This is a genomic window from Aromatoleum sp. (assembly GCF_035254505.1).
Classification (GTDB): Bacteria; Pseudomonadota; Gammaproteobacteria; order Burkholderiales; family Rhodocyclaceae; genus Aromatoleum.
The window spans coordinates 20,309-39,288 of the sequence record NZ_DATFAO010000090.1 but is presented as its reverse complement, the minus strand read 5'-3'; the positions used below and the strand labels follow the sequence as shown (position 1 = coordinate 39,288).

Here is an 18,980-nt window from a genome sequence, read left to right as displayed (position 1 = left end):
GGCGAAATAGGGAAGGAACACATGAATCGAGTGAAAGACAAAGTTGCCCTGATCACGGGCGCGGCGAGCGGCGTCGGCAAGGCGGACGCGCTGTTGCTCGCGGCCGAAGGCGCCCGCGTGGTGCTCGCCGACATCAACGAGGACGCCGGGCGCGAACTCGCGCGCGAGATCGGCGAGCAGGCGATCTTCGTCAGCCACGACGTCGGCGAAGAGGAAAACTGGCGCCAGGCGATCGAAGCGACGCAGCAAGCCTTCGGACGGCTCGACGTGCTGGTCAACAACGCGGCGATCTGCCCGGTCGGATCGATCGAGGAGACCGATCTCGCCACCTGGCGCCGGGTGATGCGGACCAACGCCGACGGCTACTTCCTGGGCTGCAAGTACGGCGTCGAGGCGATGAAGCACAACGCCGCCGGGGGCTCCATCATCGTCATGTCCTCGGTCGCTGCGCTCGGCGGCCTGCCGATGATGGCCGCCTACACCGGCTCGAAAGGGGCGGTCACGGCGCTCGCGCGCAGCGTTGCCGTGCATTGCAAGCGCAGCGGCTACAAGATCCGCTGCAACTCGGTGCACCCCGACGGCATCTGGACGCCGATGACCCAGGCCATCGCCCCCGGCCTCGACCCCGAGGCGCTCGGCATCGGCAAGAACCCGATGGCCCGCATGTGCCAGCCGGAGGACGTCGCGAAGCTCGTGCTCTTCCTCGCATCCGACGAGTCGCGCTTCATCAACGGGGCGGAGCTGCGGATCGATAACGCGCAGTTGATTTCGTCGCTGTGAGCAGTCAGGACCGGCGGCCCCTTCTGTTAGGGCCGCCGACCTACCTCTACTGCACCACCCGATACTGCGCCACCACCTCACGAACCGTGCGTTCGACGTCGTTGCGCGCATAGCCCAACAAGGCCAACTCCTCTGGATCGGGCTCGTACGAGACGAGATTCCCCCGGCCGGTATAGATCGCCATGTCCGGCAGCAGCGGATGCTCCTGGTCGAGCGACGGCACCGGCTGCTCGTTGCCCGCCGCGCGGAAGAACAACCCGAAATACTCCGCGAAGCTCAGGTTCGCGTCGCCGACGAGGTAGGCCTTGCCCGCCTCGCCGCGCTGCAGCGCGCCCCAGATCGCTTCCGACAGCGATCTGGTCGAGATGAAATTGCTGCTGCCGGCCGGGCCGTAGGCCGGCATTCCCGTGAGCTTGCCTTCGGCGTACTGCGTGTAGACCTCGAACATGCGGATGTGCAGGCCGGGCACGGTGCCGACGACGAAGGGGGCGTTGACGCTGCAGACCCGGAACTCCGGCGTCGCGAGGGCCCGCACACGCTCGTCGGCGAGATGGCGGGAGCGGACGTAAGGGCTGGACTCGATGAGCGCCGGGGCGACCTGCGGGTAGAAGCTGCCGACGAGCACCGCGCGCCGTACGCCCGCGTCGCGCGCGAGCTGGAAGAAGCGCGGCACGGCCTCGACGTTCGCGCGTTCCCAGTGCGCGGCTTCGTCGGTGCCCGGCGGGAGATGCCGGATGTCGTTGCCGGCGGCGAAGACGATCGCGTCGAAGGGCGCGAGATCTTCCTTCGTGAAATCGCCCGCGATGTAGTCGCGTTGCAGCAGATCGAATTCCGCGAGCGGGCTGATGGAGGCGGGCGCCTTGCGCGCCGCGAGGGTGACCGTGTTGCCTTCGGCACGCAGTTTCAAGGCCGCGTGGCCGCCGATGAGGCCGGTACCGCCGATGACGAGAATCTTCATAGTGTCTCCTTGTTGGGGGATGCCGTCAGTAGTTGAAGCCGTTGCCCGTGACAACGGGGATGTTGGTCCAGAAGCCTTTTGGGTCGCGGTACCAGCCCGCCGCCGCGAGCGCGCCGCCGTCGACGTGCACCGAGGTGCCGGTGATCCACGCCGCGAGCGGGCTCGCGAGGAAGAGGGCGGTGCCGGCGATGTCCGCCGGCGTGCCGAAACGGCCGAGCGGGATCCAGCGTTCGATGTGCGCCCGATGCTCGGGCGCGATCATCAGGCCGACCGGCACCTGCGGCGTTTCGGTGGTCTCGGGCGCAATCAGGTTCACGCGGATGCCGGCGGGCCCGAGCTCGAGCGCGAGGCTCTTCGTGAAGCCCGTGATCGCCGCCTTGAAGGCCGCGTAGACGCTGCAGTTCGGGATCGCGCGGAAGCCCTCGATCGAGGACACGCTGACGATGCTCGCGCCCGGCGCCTTCCGCCGCAGCAGCGGCAGCATCGTGCGGGTCACGCCGAAGATCTGGCGCAGGTTTACGGCGTAGAGCCGCTCGATCTCGTCGTCGCTGTAGCCGTCGAAAGGCTTCGCGATCCCGAGGAAGTCGCCGACGTTGTTCACGAGCACGTCGAGCCCGCCAAAGCGCGCATCGATCTGCCGCGCGAGATCGGCCAGCTGCTCGCTGCTCGTGACGTCGGTCTCGACGACGAGGTTCTGCACGTCGGCCGCGTCCAGCGCCTGCCGCACCTCCGCGGCACGCGCCGAATCGATTTCGGCGACGACGACGCGCGCCCCGGCCTTGCCGAAAAGCTCCGCCGTCGCCCGCCCGATCCCCGCGCCGCCGCCGGTCACGAGGATCGTCTTGTTCCGGAATTCGATCACTGGCGTCTCCCTTCAGGCGGCCGGCGCCTTGACGACGTACTGGCTCGTCGGCAGCACGTCGATCTTGTCGAAGTCGATGAAGCGGTGGCAGCTGTCCATCATCGCCTGCACGTTGCGCTGCAACTTCTCCTCGTCGCCGACGGCATCGAAGAAGGCATGCGGATCGGTCATCGCCGCGGCCGGGAAGCATTCCTCGACGATCGCATCGAAGGCCGGTGCGCCGTAGGTCAGCGGGCGCACGACGACGTTCTGCACGTACTGGAAGTTGTCCTGCGTGTCGACCGCGATCTGCGTATGGCTGTTGTGCCACACGTCCAGCCAGGCCTCGTGCGTGAGGCGCGGCGGGCGCTTGAGGAAGGCGAGTTGCGAGAAGCCCGCCGTGCGCTCGCCCGGCTTCGGCGGAAAGCGCGTGTTGCGGATCGGGTTCGATTCGGTGACGAGATAGCCCGCGATGCGCGCGCTCACGGCCTCGATCGCCTCGTCGAAAGGTTTGCGGAACTGCTCGATCGCGCTGTCCATCCAGACGCTGACGAGACCTTCCATCTGCGGCCGCGTGCGCACCTGGCGCAGTCCCGCCGCCGGCTGCACCGCATCGTCCGCGACATTCACCTGCACGCCGCGTGCGCCGAGCGTCAGCAGCTTGTCGGCGACGCCGTTGCGCAGGCGCTCGCGAAAGGCTTCGGGGCTGGTCGCGGAATCGCGCCAGACGACGTATACGACTTTCTCCATCTTGTGTCTCCTCGGTTGGGGTTGCTTCCTGGCGCATCCTGAACGCACCCCAACCCCGCCTCATCGTCTGCTCGGACTACGTCCCGGCCGGCTCCATCTCCTCCGCTCGCACTAGTTCAGATGGGTGATGTCCGCCCCGGGCGCATTGCGGAACATGCGCCCATCGGTGGTCATCGCGTTGCCATCGGTCTCGCCCCGACAGGGGGACTCATTGACGAACAGGAGAAACCTGATGAGCCGTTTTGCAGGAAAAGTGGTGTTGGTGACCGGTGGCGCGCGCGGTCAGGGTGATGCAGCGGTGCGGCTCTTCGCCGCCGAAGGGGCGTGCGTGCTGATCACCGACGTGCTCGACGCGCAAGGCGAGCGGCTCGCGGACGAACTCGGCGCGGCGGTCGCGTACCAGCATCTGGACGTCTCGAAGGCGGATCAGTGGGCCGCGGCGGTCAAGGCCGCGCAGGAGCGTTTCGGCCGCCTCGACGTGCTCGTCAACAACGCCGGCATCCTGCGCTGGGGCGCGCTCGAAGCGATGACCGCCGAGGAATACCTCCAGGTCGTCGCCGTCAATCAGCTCGGGTGCTGGCTCGGCATGCAGGCCGTGTTGCCGGCGATGAAGGCGGCGGGCGGCGGTGCGATCGTCAACACCTCGTCCGTCGGCGGCCTGCAGGGCATCGGAGGCGCGAGCGCCTACGTCGCGAGCAAGTTCGCCGTGCGCGGCATGACGAAATGCGCGGCGATCGAGTTCGGCCGCTACAACATCCGCGTCAACTCCGTCCATCCCGGCGGCATCGACACCGACATGGTCCGCACGCCCGGCATCGACATGGACGCCGCGCACGCCCACATCCCGATCCCGCGCGTCGGCCGTCCCGACGAGGTCGCGAAGATGATCGCCTTCCTCGCCTCCGACGACGCGTCCTACTGCACCGGCTCGGAGTTCGTCGTCGACGGCGGAATGATGGCCGGTTTCAACGCGCTGCACGTCACCGGGCAGTGAGCCCATTCACTCCCTGCCTCTCGCCCCGACAGATTCCACACGCAACACGAAGGAGACAGCGACAATGAACTACGAGCTGGGAACACCTGGCCAACGCGGTCGACAGACGGGCATCCGGCGCACCGTGCTCGCGCTCGCCCTGACGTCGATCGGCCTGCCCGCCTGGGCCGGTTCCACGACCATCGGCGACGAGATCACCGTCGACTACCTGCTGAACCTCAGCTACGGCGCTGCGGTGCGGACGCAGAAGCCGGCGCGTGCGCTGGTCGATGGCCCCATCGACCCCGCGACCGGCCTGCCGACGACGGCGAACAGCGACGACGGCGACCGCAACTTCAAGCGCGGCAGCCTGATCAACAACCGAGTCGCGCTGCTCGCCGAGGCCGACATCAAGTACCGCAACTACGGCCTCTTCGTCCGTTCGAGCAGCTTCTACGACGACGTCTATCGCCACGGCAACGACAACGACTCGCCGGGCACCGTCAACAAGACCGGCGACAACGACGAGTTCACGAACCGCGCACGCTACCTCTCGGGCAGCCGCTCGCGCCTGCTCGACACCTACGTCTACGGCAGCTTCCAGACCGGTGGTGAGTCGATGCTCAACCTGCGCGTCGGCCGCCAGGTCGTGCAGTGGGGCGAGAGCCTGTTCTTCCCGAACATCGCCGGCGCGCAATCGCCGGCCGACGCGACCAAGGCCAACGTGCCCGGCACCGAGGTCAAGGACATCCTGCTGCCCGTTGGTCAGGCCTCCGCCCAGTGGCAGATCACCCCGGGTTTCGGCCTCGCCGCGTACTACCAGTACGAATACGCGCCGACCGAGCTCGACCCCGTCGGCAGCTATTTCTCCTACACCGACGTCGTCGGCCCCGGCGCCCAATTCATCCGCGCCGCACCGGGCTTCAACATCCCGCGCGCCCGCGACCTGAAGCCCTCCGACAGCGGACAGTGGGGCCTCAGCGCACGCATGGCGGTGACCGACGAGACCGAGATCGGCCTCTACCACCTGCGCTACCACGACAAGAATCCCAACGTCGTCATGAACTTCGCGGGGCCGTTCCCGACCAGCTACAACATCGTCTATTTCGACGACATCAAGCTGACCGGCGCGAGCTTCTCGACACGGATGGGCGACTTCAACGTCGCCGGCGAAGTCAGCTACAAGGATGGCGTGCCCGTCCTCGTCGACAGCATGCTGGGACCGGTCGCGACGCGCGCGAAGGCCACCCAGGCGCAGCTCTCGGCGCTCTACATCCTTGGCCCGCGCTCCTTCTCCGATCAGACCACCTTCGTCGGCGAAGTCGGCTACTTGCACGTGAATGACATCGAGGACTTCCAGTTCGCCGGCATGCGCTTCGACAAGCTCACCAACGACCGCAACGCCTGGGCCTACCAGCTGATGATCACGCCGACGTGGAACAACATCTTCGAAGGTTGGGACATGACCCTGCCGGTGTCCTTCGCGCATCAGGTCAAGGGCAAGGCGGCCGTCGCCGGCGCCTTCGGCGGGCTCGTCGGCGAGGGCGACAAGCGCATGAGCATCGGCGCCAACTTCAAGTACCTGAACAACCTGGAACTCGGGGTCAGCTACAACGCCTTCCTCGGCAAGGCGGACCTCGCCGCCCGTCCGCTCGCGGACCGGGACTATGTGGCAATCAGCGCGAAGTACAGCTTTTGAGCAAGGAGCACGGACATCATGAACTCGACCACATTGCGCATCGCACTCCCGCTGGCAGCGGCGCTCGGCATGTTCGCCCAGGGCGCGTCGGCGAAACTCTCCGCGGCTGAAGCCGCCCAGCTCGGCAAGGACCTCACGTGCTTCGGCGCGGAGAAGGGCGCCAACAAGGATGCCTCCATTCCCGCTTTCGGCGGCAAATGGCTCGGTGCCGTGCCCGGTCTGCAAGCGGCCGCGGGCAAGCGCTATGCGGACCCGTATGCCGTGGAAAAGCCGCTCTTCACGATCACCGCGAAGAACGCGGCCCAGTACGCCGATCGCCTCTCCGCCGGCGAAAAGGCCCTCCTCGAAAAATACCCGGACAGCTTCAGCATGCCGGTCTACCCGAGCCATCGCGATTTCCGCTATGCCGACTGGAACTGCGAGACGACCCGCAAGAACGCGGTCACGGCCGAAGTCGTCGATGACGCGATGGGCGTGAAATCGATGAACGGCGGCATCCCCTTCCCGATCCCCAAGACCGGCGACGAGCTGCTGTGGAACATGAAGCTTCCGCTACGCGTGTACCAGGAGGATGCGACGTTCGAGCAGGCCGTCGTCTATCCGAACGGCAACATCGCATGGGGCAAGGTGCGCTACGAAATCATGGCGCCGACCAACCACCCCGATGCCGAGGGCAAGCCCAGCGACGGACTCTTCGCCTACGCGAAGCTGAGCATCCTCGCGCCCGAGCGCAACAAGGGCGAGGTCATCCTGTCGCATTCCTTCTTCAACGAGAAGGTCAATCCGACGGTGGCCTGGCAGTACAACCCGGGCACCCGCCGCGTGCGCCAGTCCCCGGGCTACGGCTTCGACATGCCGCTCGGCCCGGGCGGCTTCCGCACCGTCGACGATGACCGCCTCTTCAACGGTTCGGGCGAACGCTACAGCTGGAAGCTCGCCGGCAAGCGCGAGATCTACATCCCCTACAACGCCTACCGTCTGGAGGACCCGAAGTACACCTACAAGGCAATGCTCCAGCCCGGCAGCATCAACCCGGAGCCCATGCGCTACGAGCTGCATCGCGTGTGGGTGCTCGAAGGCACGCTGAAGGAAGGCTATCGCCACCAGTACGCCAAGCGCGTCATGTACATCGACGAAGACAGCTGGATCGCCGTGCTCGCCGACAACTACGATGCCCGCGGCCAGCTGTGGCGCACCAACATGCTCAACACCTACTACGCCTACGACGCCAAGGTCTTCCACGCCGGTGTCGCCCTGTACCACGACCTCGTCTCGGGCGCCTACATGGCTGACCGCCTGACCAACGAGGGTACTCCGCCGATCCTCAACGGGGATCGGCTGAAGGATCACATGATGACGGTGGATGCGCTGCGGCAGGCGGGGAAGTAGTTACTCGCAGAGAACTGGGGCGCCTGCGATCGGCGCTTGAGACAACGGCCCCGGAGAGATTCGGGGCCGTTTGCGCTGGGACGGTATCGATTGTCGGAGTGCTATTGCGCCCGGGCTTTCTCCGCCTCGCACTCGCGCAGTTTCTTGCGAGCTGCGGCAATCGTTTTTAAACCGTTCGGGTTGCCCAGGCACTTGTCCCGTTGTTCGACGCGCAGCACACCGGGAGTCGGATCGAAGTGCAAGGCGACGGTGGTGACGAACTCCGGTGGGTCGTAACGGGTCTCCGCAGGTTCCGCGCTGTCGGAATATCCAAGGGTAATTAGCATAGTGTCCGGCACTACCTCCGCGACGGACATCGCCTTCACGTCTTGGCAACGGGGCTTGCCTTTCAACAGGCGGCGGTCGCGCGCAAGGTTGAGTGGGGTGACGCCGGCCAGAGTCAAGGTGTCCGCGTCGAATAGGAATAGATGGCAAATAGTGTGGCGATCTACTATCCAGTCACAGTCGTAAGAATTGTCATCACAGTCTGGTAGAGGATCTAGATTCGACGTATACCACGCGATCGCGCTCACATACCTCTTCCCGGAAACCCTCCATCCAAAAACAGAATTGCCTCCGCGCATGCGGCCGTTCTGAACCCATATGTTGTAATTGAACGTTCCCTTGGCGCGTGGCGTAGCGTAGCTCTTAATAAATTTCTCGATCGGCAGGATGGCCGGCTTGACATCAAAAGTTTTATCTAGCACTACTTCTGCGCTCGAGTGAGCAGTCGCAAGGCACATCAGCACAAAAGGAAGAACGATTGAATATTGCGGCCGCAAGGGCGATTCCTCCAATCAAATAAATGCGGCGTGAGCCAGCTTGACGTAACTGCGCCGCAGCAGTACCGGGTCTTTCCCCGGGTCTCTATAGACGCCTTTTTTGTGATTTGCGATTTCACCTGCGTTTACGATTCGAGTGACGGCATCGATGGCGTCATCGGTGATGCCATCATCGGCAGGCCGCCAGCACTTCTTATCAAGCCAAAAGAAGACCGCCGAACGGATGGCGTAGGGCATCAGGGAAACCAGTTCGGGCTGCGCACAAAAGTTAGTATTGCCGCCCCAGATTACCTGGTGCCTAGCGGTGAATCTGGCGTAGTTGTCACGTCCCGTCAGTTGCTTCATCCCCCGCCCACGGAAGCGCCAACCATCTGTTGCTTCTACATTGCCTAGGGTCGGCCCCAATCCTTGCGCGCCATATATGCTATTCGCGATCGTCTCTTGATTAGCGGGTTTGGTGTGCTTGGCACCGTTGGGTAGAGTGGTGACAGTTCGACCATCGATTTGTGCTTCGTTAGGGTGTTGCTTGTAGTAACTGAAGCGTTTGAGGTCGTCTGCACTGTAGTTGAGGCACTCCGCCGCACCGGAAAGCGTCGCCCCGGCCTCGCGCTTGATCTGCCCGAAGAAGTGCGCACGCCGCACAGGCGTGTCGAGCTTGTATTTCGCGAGATCGGCATTGAGTTCGTCAGCCACCGCCCGTAAGTGCGCATCGGTCGGCGCTCCACCTTGGATCTTCGGAAAGATCGTGCGCAGCTGCGTGACCGTAATCTGGCCAGGCACGGGCCGTTCGGCCGGAAACAACGGGTTGCCCCGCTCGTCGCGCTCTGCGGTTGGGGGGTGAATACCCTGGTTGTTCTCCGGCGACGTTCCCGGCGGCGGCGCCGGCCGCGGAGCCTGCGGTCGGGGCTGCGGTGTCTGCGGGCTGTTTGGTTCATCCGTTTCGCCCAGCACCTTGAGGGTGTTGAGGCGCTTGCGAACCAGTACGGGCTGGCCTTGCAGGGGCGTCACAGGGTCCAGTGCTTTGTAGGCGTTGCGCTCCCGCGACCAGACCGACACCTGTATCGGTCTGAGCGTTCTAGGCTGAAGTTCGATGCAATGACTTTGCTCGGAAGTGATTCCGGCCAACTCCTGGCCGTCGAAGCGGATTTTATATTTCACGCCATCGAGCGGATTCATGTATCGATTGACGAAGCAAACCATGACTCTGCCCGGCGTGGAGGTGGAAGGTTCACCGGTTGCGGCAGGCAAAGGGACGCCGCCATCCAGGCGGGACCGGATTTCCTGCGCCATCCGTTCCAGGAAATCTTCCCACGCACTCATGCAAGTTCTCCCAATTCGCGTACGTTCTCCAGACTATCGATGAAATCCATCCATTCCCCCTCGCCTGCCAGCAATTCAACCGGTTCAGCAGATTTTGTGCGCACCACAAAGCTGCGGCAGAGCTCATCCAGAGCGCCCCTGGCAATCAGTTCTGGCTGCTCGCCGCGCGTCCAAACCTCAAAGTTCGTGCGCAGCAAGGAAGGGTCGTTGTGAGTCAGACTTCCGATATCAAAAACTGCCGTGAAGGACTCGTCCGTTTGAGATACGGACTCTTCCATTTGCGATACGGGAAAGCTCGGCAGGACAACTGCCACACTCGCTGGCCCCGTCAAATTCTTCATGCTCGCCTTGAGCTCCACCTTCCCCGGCGCATGCAGTTCGATATTGCCGCCCGATATCCGCAGGTAGGCCCCTTGGGCGGTGGCGAGGAGGTGCTGCTTGGCGCTCGCGATCACCGAGGCGGTGGTGCTGGCCACGGTGACCGTCTTGTCGGCCGCGGCGAGGGTCTTGCCGCTCTGGCTTTGGACACTGACCTGGCCGCTCGCGGCGTGCAGGTGGATGCCGGTCTCGGTGTTGGGCTTGGCGCCCTTGGTGGCCTTGCCGACCGTGAAGAGGGCGAGGCCGTCCTTGACGGCGACGCTCTGTCGACCCTGGGTGACCAGTTGGATGTCCTGGCCGGCTGCGGCGATGAGGCTGCCGCCGGCGGTGAGGATCTGGTTCTTGGGGGTGAGTTGGGCGATACCCGCCGGGGCGCTGAACTGGAGTCTCGGTTCGCACCACGCGGCGACCGTGCCGGTGCCGCCGCGGGTGGCAGCGAAGCTGCTCGAATCCCTGGAGGTGGTGTCAACGGAGGCCTGCCGGGTCTCTGTGGCGGCGAGGACTTTGGCGGCGTGGCCCAGCGCGACGCTTGCCGGTAGCTTGTCGGCTGTTTCGTCGCCCTTGAGGGCGGCTTTCTGCTTGTGGGCGACGTCGGCGAGCGTGAGGACGAGGGCTTGGGCGTCCTCGGTCTGAGCGATCGCTTCGCGGCTGTCGAGATGCGATCCCGCTCCGCCCGATCGAGCATCGGCGCTCACGAGAAGGCCGTTGCCGGCGCGCAGGGCGATGGCGGCCTCGGTCGCGAGTTCGGCGCCGTGGCCGCGGTTCGCGAGGCGCGCGTTGTCGGCTTGTTGTTTGAGGTGGCCGAGCTGTAAGCGGCTCGCGTATTCCGTCGTCGAGAGTTCGATGCGCGACTGGCCGGGGGTGTCGTCGAAGACGAGCTGGTTGTAGCCGCCTTGTCCGTCGCGGCTGGCCGAGAGTTGCTGCGTCTTGATGCCGGAGAGGCTTGCGCCGTGCGTGTGGGCGGGGTCGGTTTCGCCGGCGAACCACGCCGGTGCGTTGGCGGTGGCGCCCTGGGTGGTGCTGCCGATGCGGTTGCCGGCCGCGTCGGGCTGACCTTGTCCGTTGTAGAGGCCGCCGATGATGACGGGGCGGTCGATGTTGCCGTTCTGGAACGCAACGAGCACTTCCTGGCCGGGGCGCGGCGTGAAGTGTCCGCCCCAGTTGGCGCCGGCCATCGGTCTGAGGACGCGCAGCCAGACGCCAAGACCGGCATGGGCCGGCGCGTTGTCGGCGCCGCTCGGATGCAGCTGCCGGCTCGCCGATCGGCTGCCGCGTTGCCACGGAAACTGCACATGGATGCGGAGATCGCGGTCGGTGTGAGTGGGGGCGGGCTCGCCGGCGTTAAAACCGTCGCCGACGACGATGGCGGTGAGGGGGCCGGAGACCGTCGGGCGGGGATGAATGCGGCGGCCGTGGGCGTCAGCGACGACAGGGCGCCACGGCACGGATGCGCGGACGGCGCGGACTTCGTTGCGATAGAGGTCGACTGCGTTCCGTTCGGCCGACGCTTGTTCGGGCGGCGTCGCGAGGTTGTTCCGCGCGCGATGGGTCACCGCGGTGATCACGAACCGGCGGCGATCGGGCAGGTCGCGGTCGTGTTCGGGGTGATCGGCGAGGTCGAAGTTGGTACCGGGAGCGGCGGTCCGTACGGTGCCGGCGCCTACGTATTGCTCCAGCCGCGCGTCGATCGCCTGCTGGCGGCGCTCGATCATCCGCTCGCCGTGCGCCGCGGTCGGCCATGCGTAGGGGCCCGGATCGTCCCACGAGACGATCGAGCGGGCGATGCTGTTTGCGGTCGCGCTCGGGGCGGCTTGCGGACGGGTGGAGAGGCTGCGGTAGTCCCAGCTGCTCGCCTGCGTGGTGCCTGTGTCGAGTTGCCGGAGGCTGTGCCAGCGGTCAATGCCGTCTTCGGCGAGCGTCGCCCCGGACTGGGTGAAGCGCGCGCGGGCCTGCGAGTTGTCGGTGAAGGCGGCGTTGTGATCGGCGATGACGAGGGTGTGGGATCCCAGCGTGTCGCCGGTGTCGGTCTGATGCTCGAACCAGCAGAAGAGCCCTTCTTCGGCGAGCAGGCGCTTGAGGAAGGCGAGGTCGCTCTCGCGGTACTGGCAAGTCATGCCGCGTTTTGGATAGACGTCGGGATCGGCCAGCTCCCAGCGCCAGGCGGGCACGAGCTTGCCCTTTCCGTTCCAGTCGCCCAAGAGTTCGTCGACGATTTCGACGAGGGTTTTGTCCTGGAAGAGGTAGCTGTCCTGCGTGTGAGCGAGGAAGCTCAGCCAGGGCTCGATCGTGAGCCGGTAGCGCGCGAAGCCACCGTCGGCACCGAGCCGTGCGACACGGGTGATGTGGCCGTGGAAGGGGCGAAGCAGTGTGCGTGAGGCGCTTGTCTGCAGATCGAGCCGTGCCGGTTGGCCCAATAGCGCGGTGAGCGGGAGTTCGGCATCGGCGCTCAGTACAGTCAGTTCGATGCGGAAGCCGGCGTGATCGAGGACCGGGCCGAGGGCTTCGACGATGGTGGCCGTTTCGGCGAGCAGGACATCAGGGCCGAGCGGTGTGGTCAGGGTCAGCAGGCGGTCGGTCTGGCGCCAGCCGGCGCCGCCGGCAATCAGGTCGAGAAGGCGGTTCATGAGCGGTCCGGGGCAGCGAAGTGCCCCGTGTCAATCTGGTTTGAGTAACCAAATATCATACATCAGGAACGTCCGAAAAACCCGAGCTATGGCATAGAGCCCAAACCGCCTGTCGTAATCGCACAAGGATGGGACGCCGTATTGACGGCGTGACCGGTGCGCTTGTGATTACTCTTTTGTCATGAAGTCAACGCAGGCCCGGTTGAACAGCTCGCGGTGTTCGACCTGCACCCAGTGGCCGCAGCGATTGAGCATGACGACGCGCGCGTGGGGCGCGTTCTCCAGTAGCGTCATTGCGCCGCGCACTGGGTTGAACTTGTCGTCGGTGCCCCAGAAGCCAAGGATCGGCGCCTGGAGTTCGCCGAGTCGCGAGCTGAGGTTCGGCACGAGCATCGTCGAGAAGAGGTTGGCGGGCTGGGTCGGGGCGACGGCGGCGCGTTCGGCGAGGAGGGCGTCTTCGAGCAGCGCCGGGTCGAAGACCTGCAGGCTCATGACGTGCCGCATCTCCTCCATGCCCATCGGCCCGGCGGCGAAGGTCTGCACCATGCGCTGGATGCCTTCCATGCGGAAGTAGGCTTCGCGCTCTTCCAGGCCGCCGGGGGCCATCAGGATCAGGCGTTCGACGACGGCTGGACGTTCGAGGGCGAGACCCAGCGCAATCGCGCCGCCGAGGGAATTGCCGAGCAGGGTGCAGCGGTCGATGCCGAGGGCGTCGAGGAAGCCGGACAGCGCGTCGACGAAGAAGCCGAGGTCGTACTTGATGTCGGCGGGCTTGTCCGAGCGTCCGAAGCCGGGCAGGTCGAGCACGAGGTTGCGGAAGCCGGCCGCGGCGAATTCCGGGTAGTTGCCCTTGAAGTTGCTGTAGCCGCTGGCGCCGGGTCCGCTACCGTGCAGCCAGACGACGACCGGGCCTTGGCCGACGTCGAGGTAGTGCAGGCGCAAACCCTTGTTCAGGCCTTTCGTGAGTTCGACAAACTGGTCGATTGGAAGCGGGAAGTCTTGCTGGGACATCGGTGGGGCTCCGGAAGGTAAGGGATGTTGTGGCGGAGTTCCACCGCATCGTCCCGCCGCGCCCACCCGCGGGCATCGTCCGTTCGGACGAAGGCGGCCTCCCATAGTCCGTTTGTGTGATGCGACCGTACCCGAGCGGGAACAAGATCGCTTCACCCGTGCAGACATCTCCGCAACGGGTCCGCGAGCGGGCAGGCGAGCTGCCGGCGACGCGCGATACGACAAGAAATCCAGTGAGAGAGACAGCGACTCTGCGGAGTCGGAGGAGGGTGCGATGATCGCCAGGCTCTTCATCTTTGGAGCGGTGCTGATGCTGCTCAATGCCGTCGATAGCGCCATGCGGCGACAGGGCGACATGCTTTCCGATTTCCCGGCTGATGGCTGTGCTTCGCCGTCGGCGTATTGCGGCGGCGAGATGCTGGCTTCCACCACGTCGGTCCAGCAGTTCTTCGAGCGCATGGCCGGGCGCTGAGGCACCGGCGGGACGCAATCCATCTGATCCGATTTGAGTGTCGGACGTAGGTCGACGGCGCGTTCCTGCCCGTCGACGTCGCGGCGCTTGGGCGTCGTCCGAGTCCTGCCTGGCGCGCTTCTGCGGCGCTGTCGGAGGCGGCGGCTGTCCGTCCGAAAGACTCATCGATTCTGAAGGTTCGCCACCCCCGCTGCTTAATCCCAATGGACGATGAGGCGCTTGCGCGGGCTTCGCACAATGCCTCCCACGTATCGGCAATTCCTAGGGAGCAAGCATGATCGACATCCGCGCATTGAGTTACCTGGTCACGCAGACGAACGACCTCGGCGAGTGGAAGCGCTATGCGGAGGACGTCCTCGGCATGACGACGTCCCTGGCGCCGGACGGCGGGTTGTACGTGAAGATGGACGAGCGGCCCTTCCGCATGCTGGTGGTCGAGGGCGCGGAGCGGCGCTACGTCGCCTCGGGCTGGGAACTGGCCGACGAGCGCGCCTTCAATGATGCGCTCAAGACGCTCGACCGCGCCGAAGTCGGCTACGAGCTCGCGGATAAGGCGCTCGTCGAGCAGCGCGGGATGCAGGCAATCGCGGTCGTGCTCGATCCGTCCGGCAATCGCCACGAACTCGGCTGGGGTCATCGTTCGGACCTGCAGCCCTTCGTGTCGCCCCAAGGCGTGCCGCGTTTCCTGACCGATGACATGGGCCTGGGCCACACCGTGCTGCCGGCGCCGAACTTCGACGCGACGATCGCCTTCTTCCGCGACGTGTTCGGTTTCGGCCTGTCGGACATCTTCAATTTCCGCCCCGATCCGTCCGCGCCGGCGTTGCGGATTCACTTTCTCCACTGCAACAACGCGCGCCATCACAGCCTCGCGATCGCGGAATACCCGGTGCCGAGCGGCTGCGTGCACGTGATGGTCGAGGTCGATTCGATGACCGAGGTTGGGCGCGCCCACGACCGCCGTATCGCGCACAAGGTGCCGCTGTCGGCGTCGCTGGGCCAGCACCTCAATGACCGGATGATTTCCTTCTATATGAAGACGCCGTCGGGCTTCGACCTCGAATTCGGCTACGGCGGGCTGCAGGTCGATTGGCAGCGGCACAACGCCTTCGAATTCACGCGCGTCAGCATCTGGGGCCACGACTTCGGCGCCGGCCGGCGCGAACAGGCGGCCTGAGGGAGAGACGACATGGACAAGAGGATGACGACGGCCGACGCGGTCGCCGGGCTGCGCGACGGCATGACGGTCGGCTTCGGCGGCTGGGGGCCGCGGCGCAAGCCGATGGCGCTTATGCGCGAGATCCTGCGCTCGGACGTGAAGGACCTGACCGTGGTCGCTTATGGCGGGCCGGAGGTCGGCATGCTGTGCGCGGCCGGCAAGGTGAAGAAGCTGATCTTCGGCTTCGCGACCCTGGACGCGATCCCGCTCGAGCCGTGGTACCGCAAGCTGCGTGAAGCGGGCGGGCTGGAGCTGCTCGAACTCGACGAAGGCATGCTCGAGTGGGGGCTGCGCGCGGCCGGCATGCGACTGCCTTTCCTGCCGACCCGCTGCGGGCTCGCGACCGACGTGACGCGGCTCAACCCCGAGCTGCGCACGGTGAGGTCGCCCTACGACGACGGCGAAGTGCTGCTCGCGATGCCGGCGCTCAAGCTCGACGTCGCCTTCGTCCATGTGAACGTCGCGGACCGGCTCGGCAACACGCTGATCCTCGGCGGCGATCCCTACTTCGACCACCTCTTCGCCCGCGCGGCCGACGCCTGCTATGTGTCGGCCGAGCGCGTCGAGGAACGCTTCGCGCTCGACGGCGACACGGCGCGGCGCAACACCTTCGAGCGCTATCTCGTGAAGGGCGTCGTGCATGCCCCCTGCGGCGCGCATCCGACGACCTGCGCGCCCGACTACGGCTGGGACATGGGGCACTTCAAGCGCTACGTCGCCAGCGCGGCGGAGGAGGGCGGCTGGCCGGCCTATGTCGAGGAATTCGTAGCCGGGGGCGAAGCCGCGTACCAGGCCCGCAACGGCGGCGTCGAGCGCATGGGCAGCCTGCCGCTGCCGGTTTTCTGAGGAGTCCGCCGAATGAGCGACAAGAACGAATTTTCGCTGGCCGAGCTGATGATTGTCGCGGCGTCCGAAGTGTGGCGCGGCGACGGCGAGGTGCTCGCCTCCGGCATCGGCGTGATCCCGCGCCTCGGCGCGAGCCTCGCGAAGCTCACGCACGGGCCGGCGCTGCTGATGACCGACAGCGAGACCTACCTCGTCGAGGAGCCGGTTCCACTCGGGCCGCGTGGTGATTACGTGCCGAAGTATTCGGGCTACATGTCCTTCGAGCGCATCTTCGAATGCGTGTGGGGCGGGCGGCGGCACGCGATGATCGGACCGACCCAGATCGACCGCTGGGGCCAGACCAACCTCTCGGTGGTCGGCGACTACCGCAAGCCGAAGGCGGCGATGCTCGGCGTGCGCGGCCTGCCCGGCAACAGCATCAACCACGTCAATTCCTTCTTCGTGCCGAATCACAGCCCGCGGGTGTTCGTGGCGGGCGAGGTGGATATGGTGTCCGGCGTCGGTTTCAAGCCCGAGCGCTGGGATGACGGCGTGCGCCGCGACCTGATGGACATCCGCCGCGTCGTCACCGATCTGTGCGTGATGGACTTCGACGGTCCCGGCCGGGCGGCGCGGGTGCGTTCGCTGCATCCGGGCGTGAGCTGCGGCGAGGTGCAGGAGAAGACGGGCTTCCCGCTGATCGCGGCGCCCGACATCGCGGAGACGCCGCATCCGACGGCCGAGCAGCTCGCGATCATCCGCCGTCTCGACCCGCACGACCTGCGCGCCGCGCAGCTCAAGGGCAATCCCCCGGGCATCCGCGCCGCGTAAGGCGGCGTCACAAGAAGGACGCACAACATGACTGCCCTCCCCAACGACCGGCCCTTCGCCCGCTGCGGCGACGGCGCCGACTACGAGACCGACGAGCCGGTGAAGTACGCGGTCATCGACGGCATTGCGACCGTCACGCTGAACCGGCCGGACTTCAACAACGCGCAGAACTCGCAGATGACCTATGCGCTGGATGCCGCCTTCCGCCGTGCGGTCGACGACGATGCGGTGAAGGTGATCGTGCTGCGTGGCGAAGGCCGGCATTTCTCCGCGGGACACGACATCGGCACGCCGGGCCGCGACGTCCGCAAGTCCTTCGAGCGCGTGCACCTCTGGTGGGATCACACCAACAAGCCGGGCGGCGAGTTCCTGTACGCCCGCGAGCAAGAGGTCTACCTCAACATGTGCCGGCGCTGGCGCGATCTGCCGAAGCCGACAATTGCGATGGTGCAGGGCGCGTGCGTCGCGGGCGGGCTGATGCTCGCGTGGGTGTGCGACCTGATCGTCGCAGCCGAGGACGCCTTCTTCCAGGACCCGGTCGTGCGCATGGGCATCCCCGGCGTCGAGTACTTCGCCCACGCCTACGAGCTGAACCCCCGCCTCGCGAAGGAGCTGCTCTTCACCGGCGAGCGCATGCCGGCCGAACGCGCCTGGCAGATGGGGATGGTGAACCGCGTCGTGTCGCGCGCCGGGCTGGAGGAGGCGACCTACGCGCTCGCCGCGCGCATCGCGCAGCAGCCGCGCATGGGGCTCGCGCTGACCAAGCAGGCGGTGAACCACGTCGAGGACCTGCAGGGCAAGCGCACGGCGATGGACGCCGCGTTCGCGTGGCACCACTTCGCGCACACGCACAACGAACTGCTGTCCGGCGACCACCTGGGCGGCTACGACGCCCGCGCGATGGCGAGCGCGAACAAGGAAGCGGCCGCGGAGGGCGTGAAATGAGCCGCGACAACCGTGACTACTCGGCGCTGCTGCGCACGCCGCTCACCGAGCGCCTGGGCTGCCGCTTTCCGATCGTGCAGACCGCGATGGGCTGGGTCGCTGACGCGCATCTCGTGATCGCGACGACCCAGGCGGGCGGCTTCGGCTTCCTCGCCGGGGCGACGATCGCTCCCGACAAGATCGAGGACGAGATCCGCAAGGTGATCGCCGCGACCGGCGGCAGCAACTTCGGCCTCAACTTCCACATGTTCCAGGAGAACGCCGGCCAGTGCGTCGATCTCGCGATCCGCTACCGGCTGCGTGCGGTGAGCTACGGCCGCGGGCCGGACAAGAAGACGATCGCGCGCTTCAAGCAAGCCGGCGTGCTGTGCATCCCGACCGTCGGAGCGGTGAAGCATGCGGTGAAGGCGGTCGAGCTGGGCGCCGACATGATCACAATCCAGGGCGGCGAGGGCGGCGGCCACACCGGTGGCGTGCCGACCACGATCCTGCTGCCGCAGGTGCTGGATGCGGTGAAGGTCCCGGTGATCGCCGCGGGAGGCTATTCGACCGGTCGCGGGCTCGCCTCGGCGCTCGCGGCTGGCGCGGCAGGCATCGCGATGGGCACCCGCTTCCTGATGACCACCGATTCGCCGACGCCGCCCGCGACGCTGCAGCGCTACGTCGCCGTCGACGACCCGCAGAAGGTCCGCGTGACGCTGGCGGTCGACGGCATGCGCCACCGCATGATCGACAACCCCTTCATCCACCGGCTCGAAGCGGCGAGTCCGACCGGGCGCCTCGCGATCGCGCTGAAGAGCGCGTGGCAGTGGAAGCGCCAGACCGGCATGAGCGCCGGTCACATGCTCGGCGTGCTGCGCCGTGCGCTGAAGGAAGACCCGGGCGCGGTCTCGCAGACCGTGATGTCCGCCAATCAGCCGGTGCTGCTGCAGCGCTCGATGGTCGAGGGCCGTCCCGACGAGGGAATCCTGCCTAGCGGCCAGGTCGCGGCGGCGATCGGCCGGTTGGAGAGCTGCGAGGACGTCATCCACGGCATCGCCGCCGGCGCGCAGGCTTGCCTCGCCGAACTCTACGGCCGGCTCGATGCCGCATCGCCCAGGTCGGTCGCTGAGATCGTGCGCTGAGCCGCCACCCCAAAACAGAA

Annotated in this window: 17 protein-coding genes; 10 read left to right on the top strand and 7 right to left on the bottom strand. The window is 66.1% G+C overall.

The window, feature by feature from the left end:
- Positions 1-21: 21 nt before the first annotated feature.
- Positions 22-780, top strand: a complete 759-nt coding sequence (locus tag VJ673_RS18400; protein WP_324127622.1) for an SDR family oxidoreductase — start codon at positions 22-24, stop codon at positions 778-780.
- A 46-nt stretch (positions 781-826) separates the two neighbouring features.
- On the opposite strand, the gene VJ673_RS18395 is transcribed toward VJ673_RS18400, so the two are convergent.
- The 3 genes from VJ673_RS18395 to VJ673_RS18385 are packed head-to-tail and all read right to left on the bottom strand — an operon-like array spanning position 827 to position 3,329.
- Positions 827-1,738, bottom strand: coding sequence for an NAD-dependent epimerase/dehydratase family protein (locus VJ673_RS18395; protein ID WP_324127621.1), 912 nt, complete (start codon positions 1,736-1,738; stop codon positions 827-829).
- Positions 1,739-1,763: 25 nt separating this feature from the next.
- On the bottom strand, positions 1,764-2,600 hold the full coding sequence (locus VJ673_RS18390; RefSeq protein WP_324127620.1) for an SDR family NAD(P)-dependent oxidoreductase: 837 nt from the start codon (positions 2,598-2,600) through the stop codon (positions 1,764-1,766).
- Between the two features lie 12 nt (positions 2,601-2,612).
- Positions 2,613-3,329 carry an EthD domain-containing protein gene (locus VJ673_RS18385; protein ID WP_324127619.1) on the bottom strand — a complete coding sequence of 239 codons (717 nt, stop codon included), beginning with the start codon at positions 3,327-3,329 and terminating at the stop codon, positions 2,613-2,615.
- Between the two features lie 232 nt (positions 3,330-3,561).
- On the opposite strand from VJ673_RS18385, the gene VJ673_RS18380 reads away from it, so the two are divergent.
- From VJ673_RS18380 to VJ673_RS18370, 3 genes are all read left to right on the top strand, one after another.
- On the top strand, positions 3,562-4,323 hold the full coding sequence (locus VJ673_RS18380; RefSeq protein ID WP_324127618.1) for an SDR family NAD(P)-dependent oxidoreductase: 762 nt from the start codon (positions 3,562-3,564) through the stop codon (positions 4,321-4,323).
- A 64-nt stretch (positions 4,324-4,387) separates the two neighbouring features.
- Positions 4,388-6,001 (top strand): DUF1302 domain-containing protein, encoded by a 1,614-nt coding sequence (locus VJ673_RS18375; RefSeq protein WP_324127617.1) that lies wholly within the window; start codon positions 4,388-4,390, stop codon positions 5,999-6,001.
- Positions 6,002-6,019: 18 nt separating this feature from the next.
- On the top strand, positions 6,020-7,390 hold the full coding sequence (locus VJ673_RS18370; RefSeq protein ID WP_324127616.1) for a DUF1329 domain-containing protein: 1,371 nt from the start codon (positions 6,020-6,022) through the stop codon (positions 7,388-7,390).
- Between the two features lie 101 nt (positions 7,391-7,491).
- Here the strand turns inward: VJ673_RS18370 and VJ673_RS18365 are convergent, their stop codons facing one another.
- The 4 genes from VJ673_RS18365 to VJ673_RS18350 form a co-directional block, all read right to left on the bottom strand.
- Positions 7,492-8,211 (bottom strand): hypothetical protein, encoded by a 720-nt coding sequence (locus VJ673_RS18365; protein WP_324127615.1) that lies wholly within the window; start codon positions 8,209-8,211, stop codon positions 7,492-7,494.
- A 15-nt stretch (positions 8,212-8,226) separates the two neighbouring features.
- Complete coding sequence (locus tag VJ673_RS18360) at positions 8,227-9,531, bottom strand: glycoside hydrolase family 19 protein (protein ID WP_324127614.1); 1,305 nt, start codon at positions 9,529-9,531, stop codon at positions 8,227-8,229.
- A complete protein-coding gene (locus VJ673_RS18355) occupies positions 9,528-12,533 on the bottom strand; it encodes a type VI secretion system Vgr family protein (protein WP_324127613.1) in 3,006 nt (1,001 codons plus the stop codon). The genes VJ673_RS18360 and VJ673_RS18355 overlap by 4 nt, the downstream gene beginning before the upstream one ends.
- 168 nt (positions 12,534-12,701) lie before the next feature.
- Complete coding sequence (locus VJ673_RS18350) at positions 12,702-13,544, bottom strand: alpha/beta fold hydrolase (RefSeq protein ID WP_324127612.1); 843 nt, start codon at positions 13,542-13,544, stop codon at positions 12,702-12,704.
- A gap of 274 nt (positions 13,545-13,818) precedes the next feature.
- On the opposite strand from VJ673_RS18350, the gene VJ673_RS18345 reads away from it, so the two are divergent.
- From VJ673_RS18345 to VJ673_RS18320, 6 genes are all read left to right on the top strand, one after another.
- The gene (locus VJ673_RS18345) at positions 13,819-14,016 is read left to right on the top strand and encodes a hypothetical protein (RefSeq protein ID WP_324127611.1); all 198 of its coding nucleotides are present in this window, start codon (positions 13,819-13,821) and stop codon (positions 14,014-14,016) included.
- A 274-nt stretch (positions 14,017-14,290) separates the two neighbouring features.
- Complete coding sequence (locus VJ673_RS18340) at positions 14,291-15,193, top strand: VOC family protein (RefSeq protein ID WP_324127610.1); 903 nt, start codon at positions 14,291-14,293, stop codon at positions 15,191-15,193.
- Between the two features lie 12 nt (positions 15,194-15,205).
- Positions 15,206-16,081, top strand: coding sequence for a CoA transferase subunit A (locus VJ673_RS18335; RefSeq protein WP_324127609.1), 876 nt, complete (start codon positions 15,206-15,208; stop codon positions 16,079-16,081).
- 12 nt (positions 16,082-16,093) lie between these two features.
- Positions 16,094-16,891, top strand: coding sequence for a CoA-transferase subunit beta (locus VJ673_RS18330; RefSeq protein WP_324127608.1), 798 nt, complete (start codon positions 16,094-16,096; stop codon positions 16,889-16,891).
- A gap of 27 nt (positions 16,892-16,918) precedes the next feature.
- Positions 16,919-17,836, top strand: coding sequence for an enoyl-CoA hydratase (locus tag VJ673_RS18325; protein ID WP_324127607.1), 918 nt, complete (start codon positions 16,919-16,921; stop codon positions 17,834-17,836).
- Positions 17,833-18,960 (top strand): NAD(P)H-dependent flavin oxidoreductase, encoded by a 1,128-nt coding sequence (locus tag VJ673_RS18320; protein WP_324127606.1) that lies wholly within the window; start codon positions 17,833-17,835, stop codon positions 18,958-18,960. The genes VJ673_RS18325 and VJ673_RS18320 overlap by 4 nt, the downstream gene beginning before the upstream one ends.
- Positions 18,961-18,980: the final 20 nt, after the last annotated feature.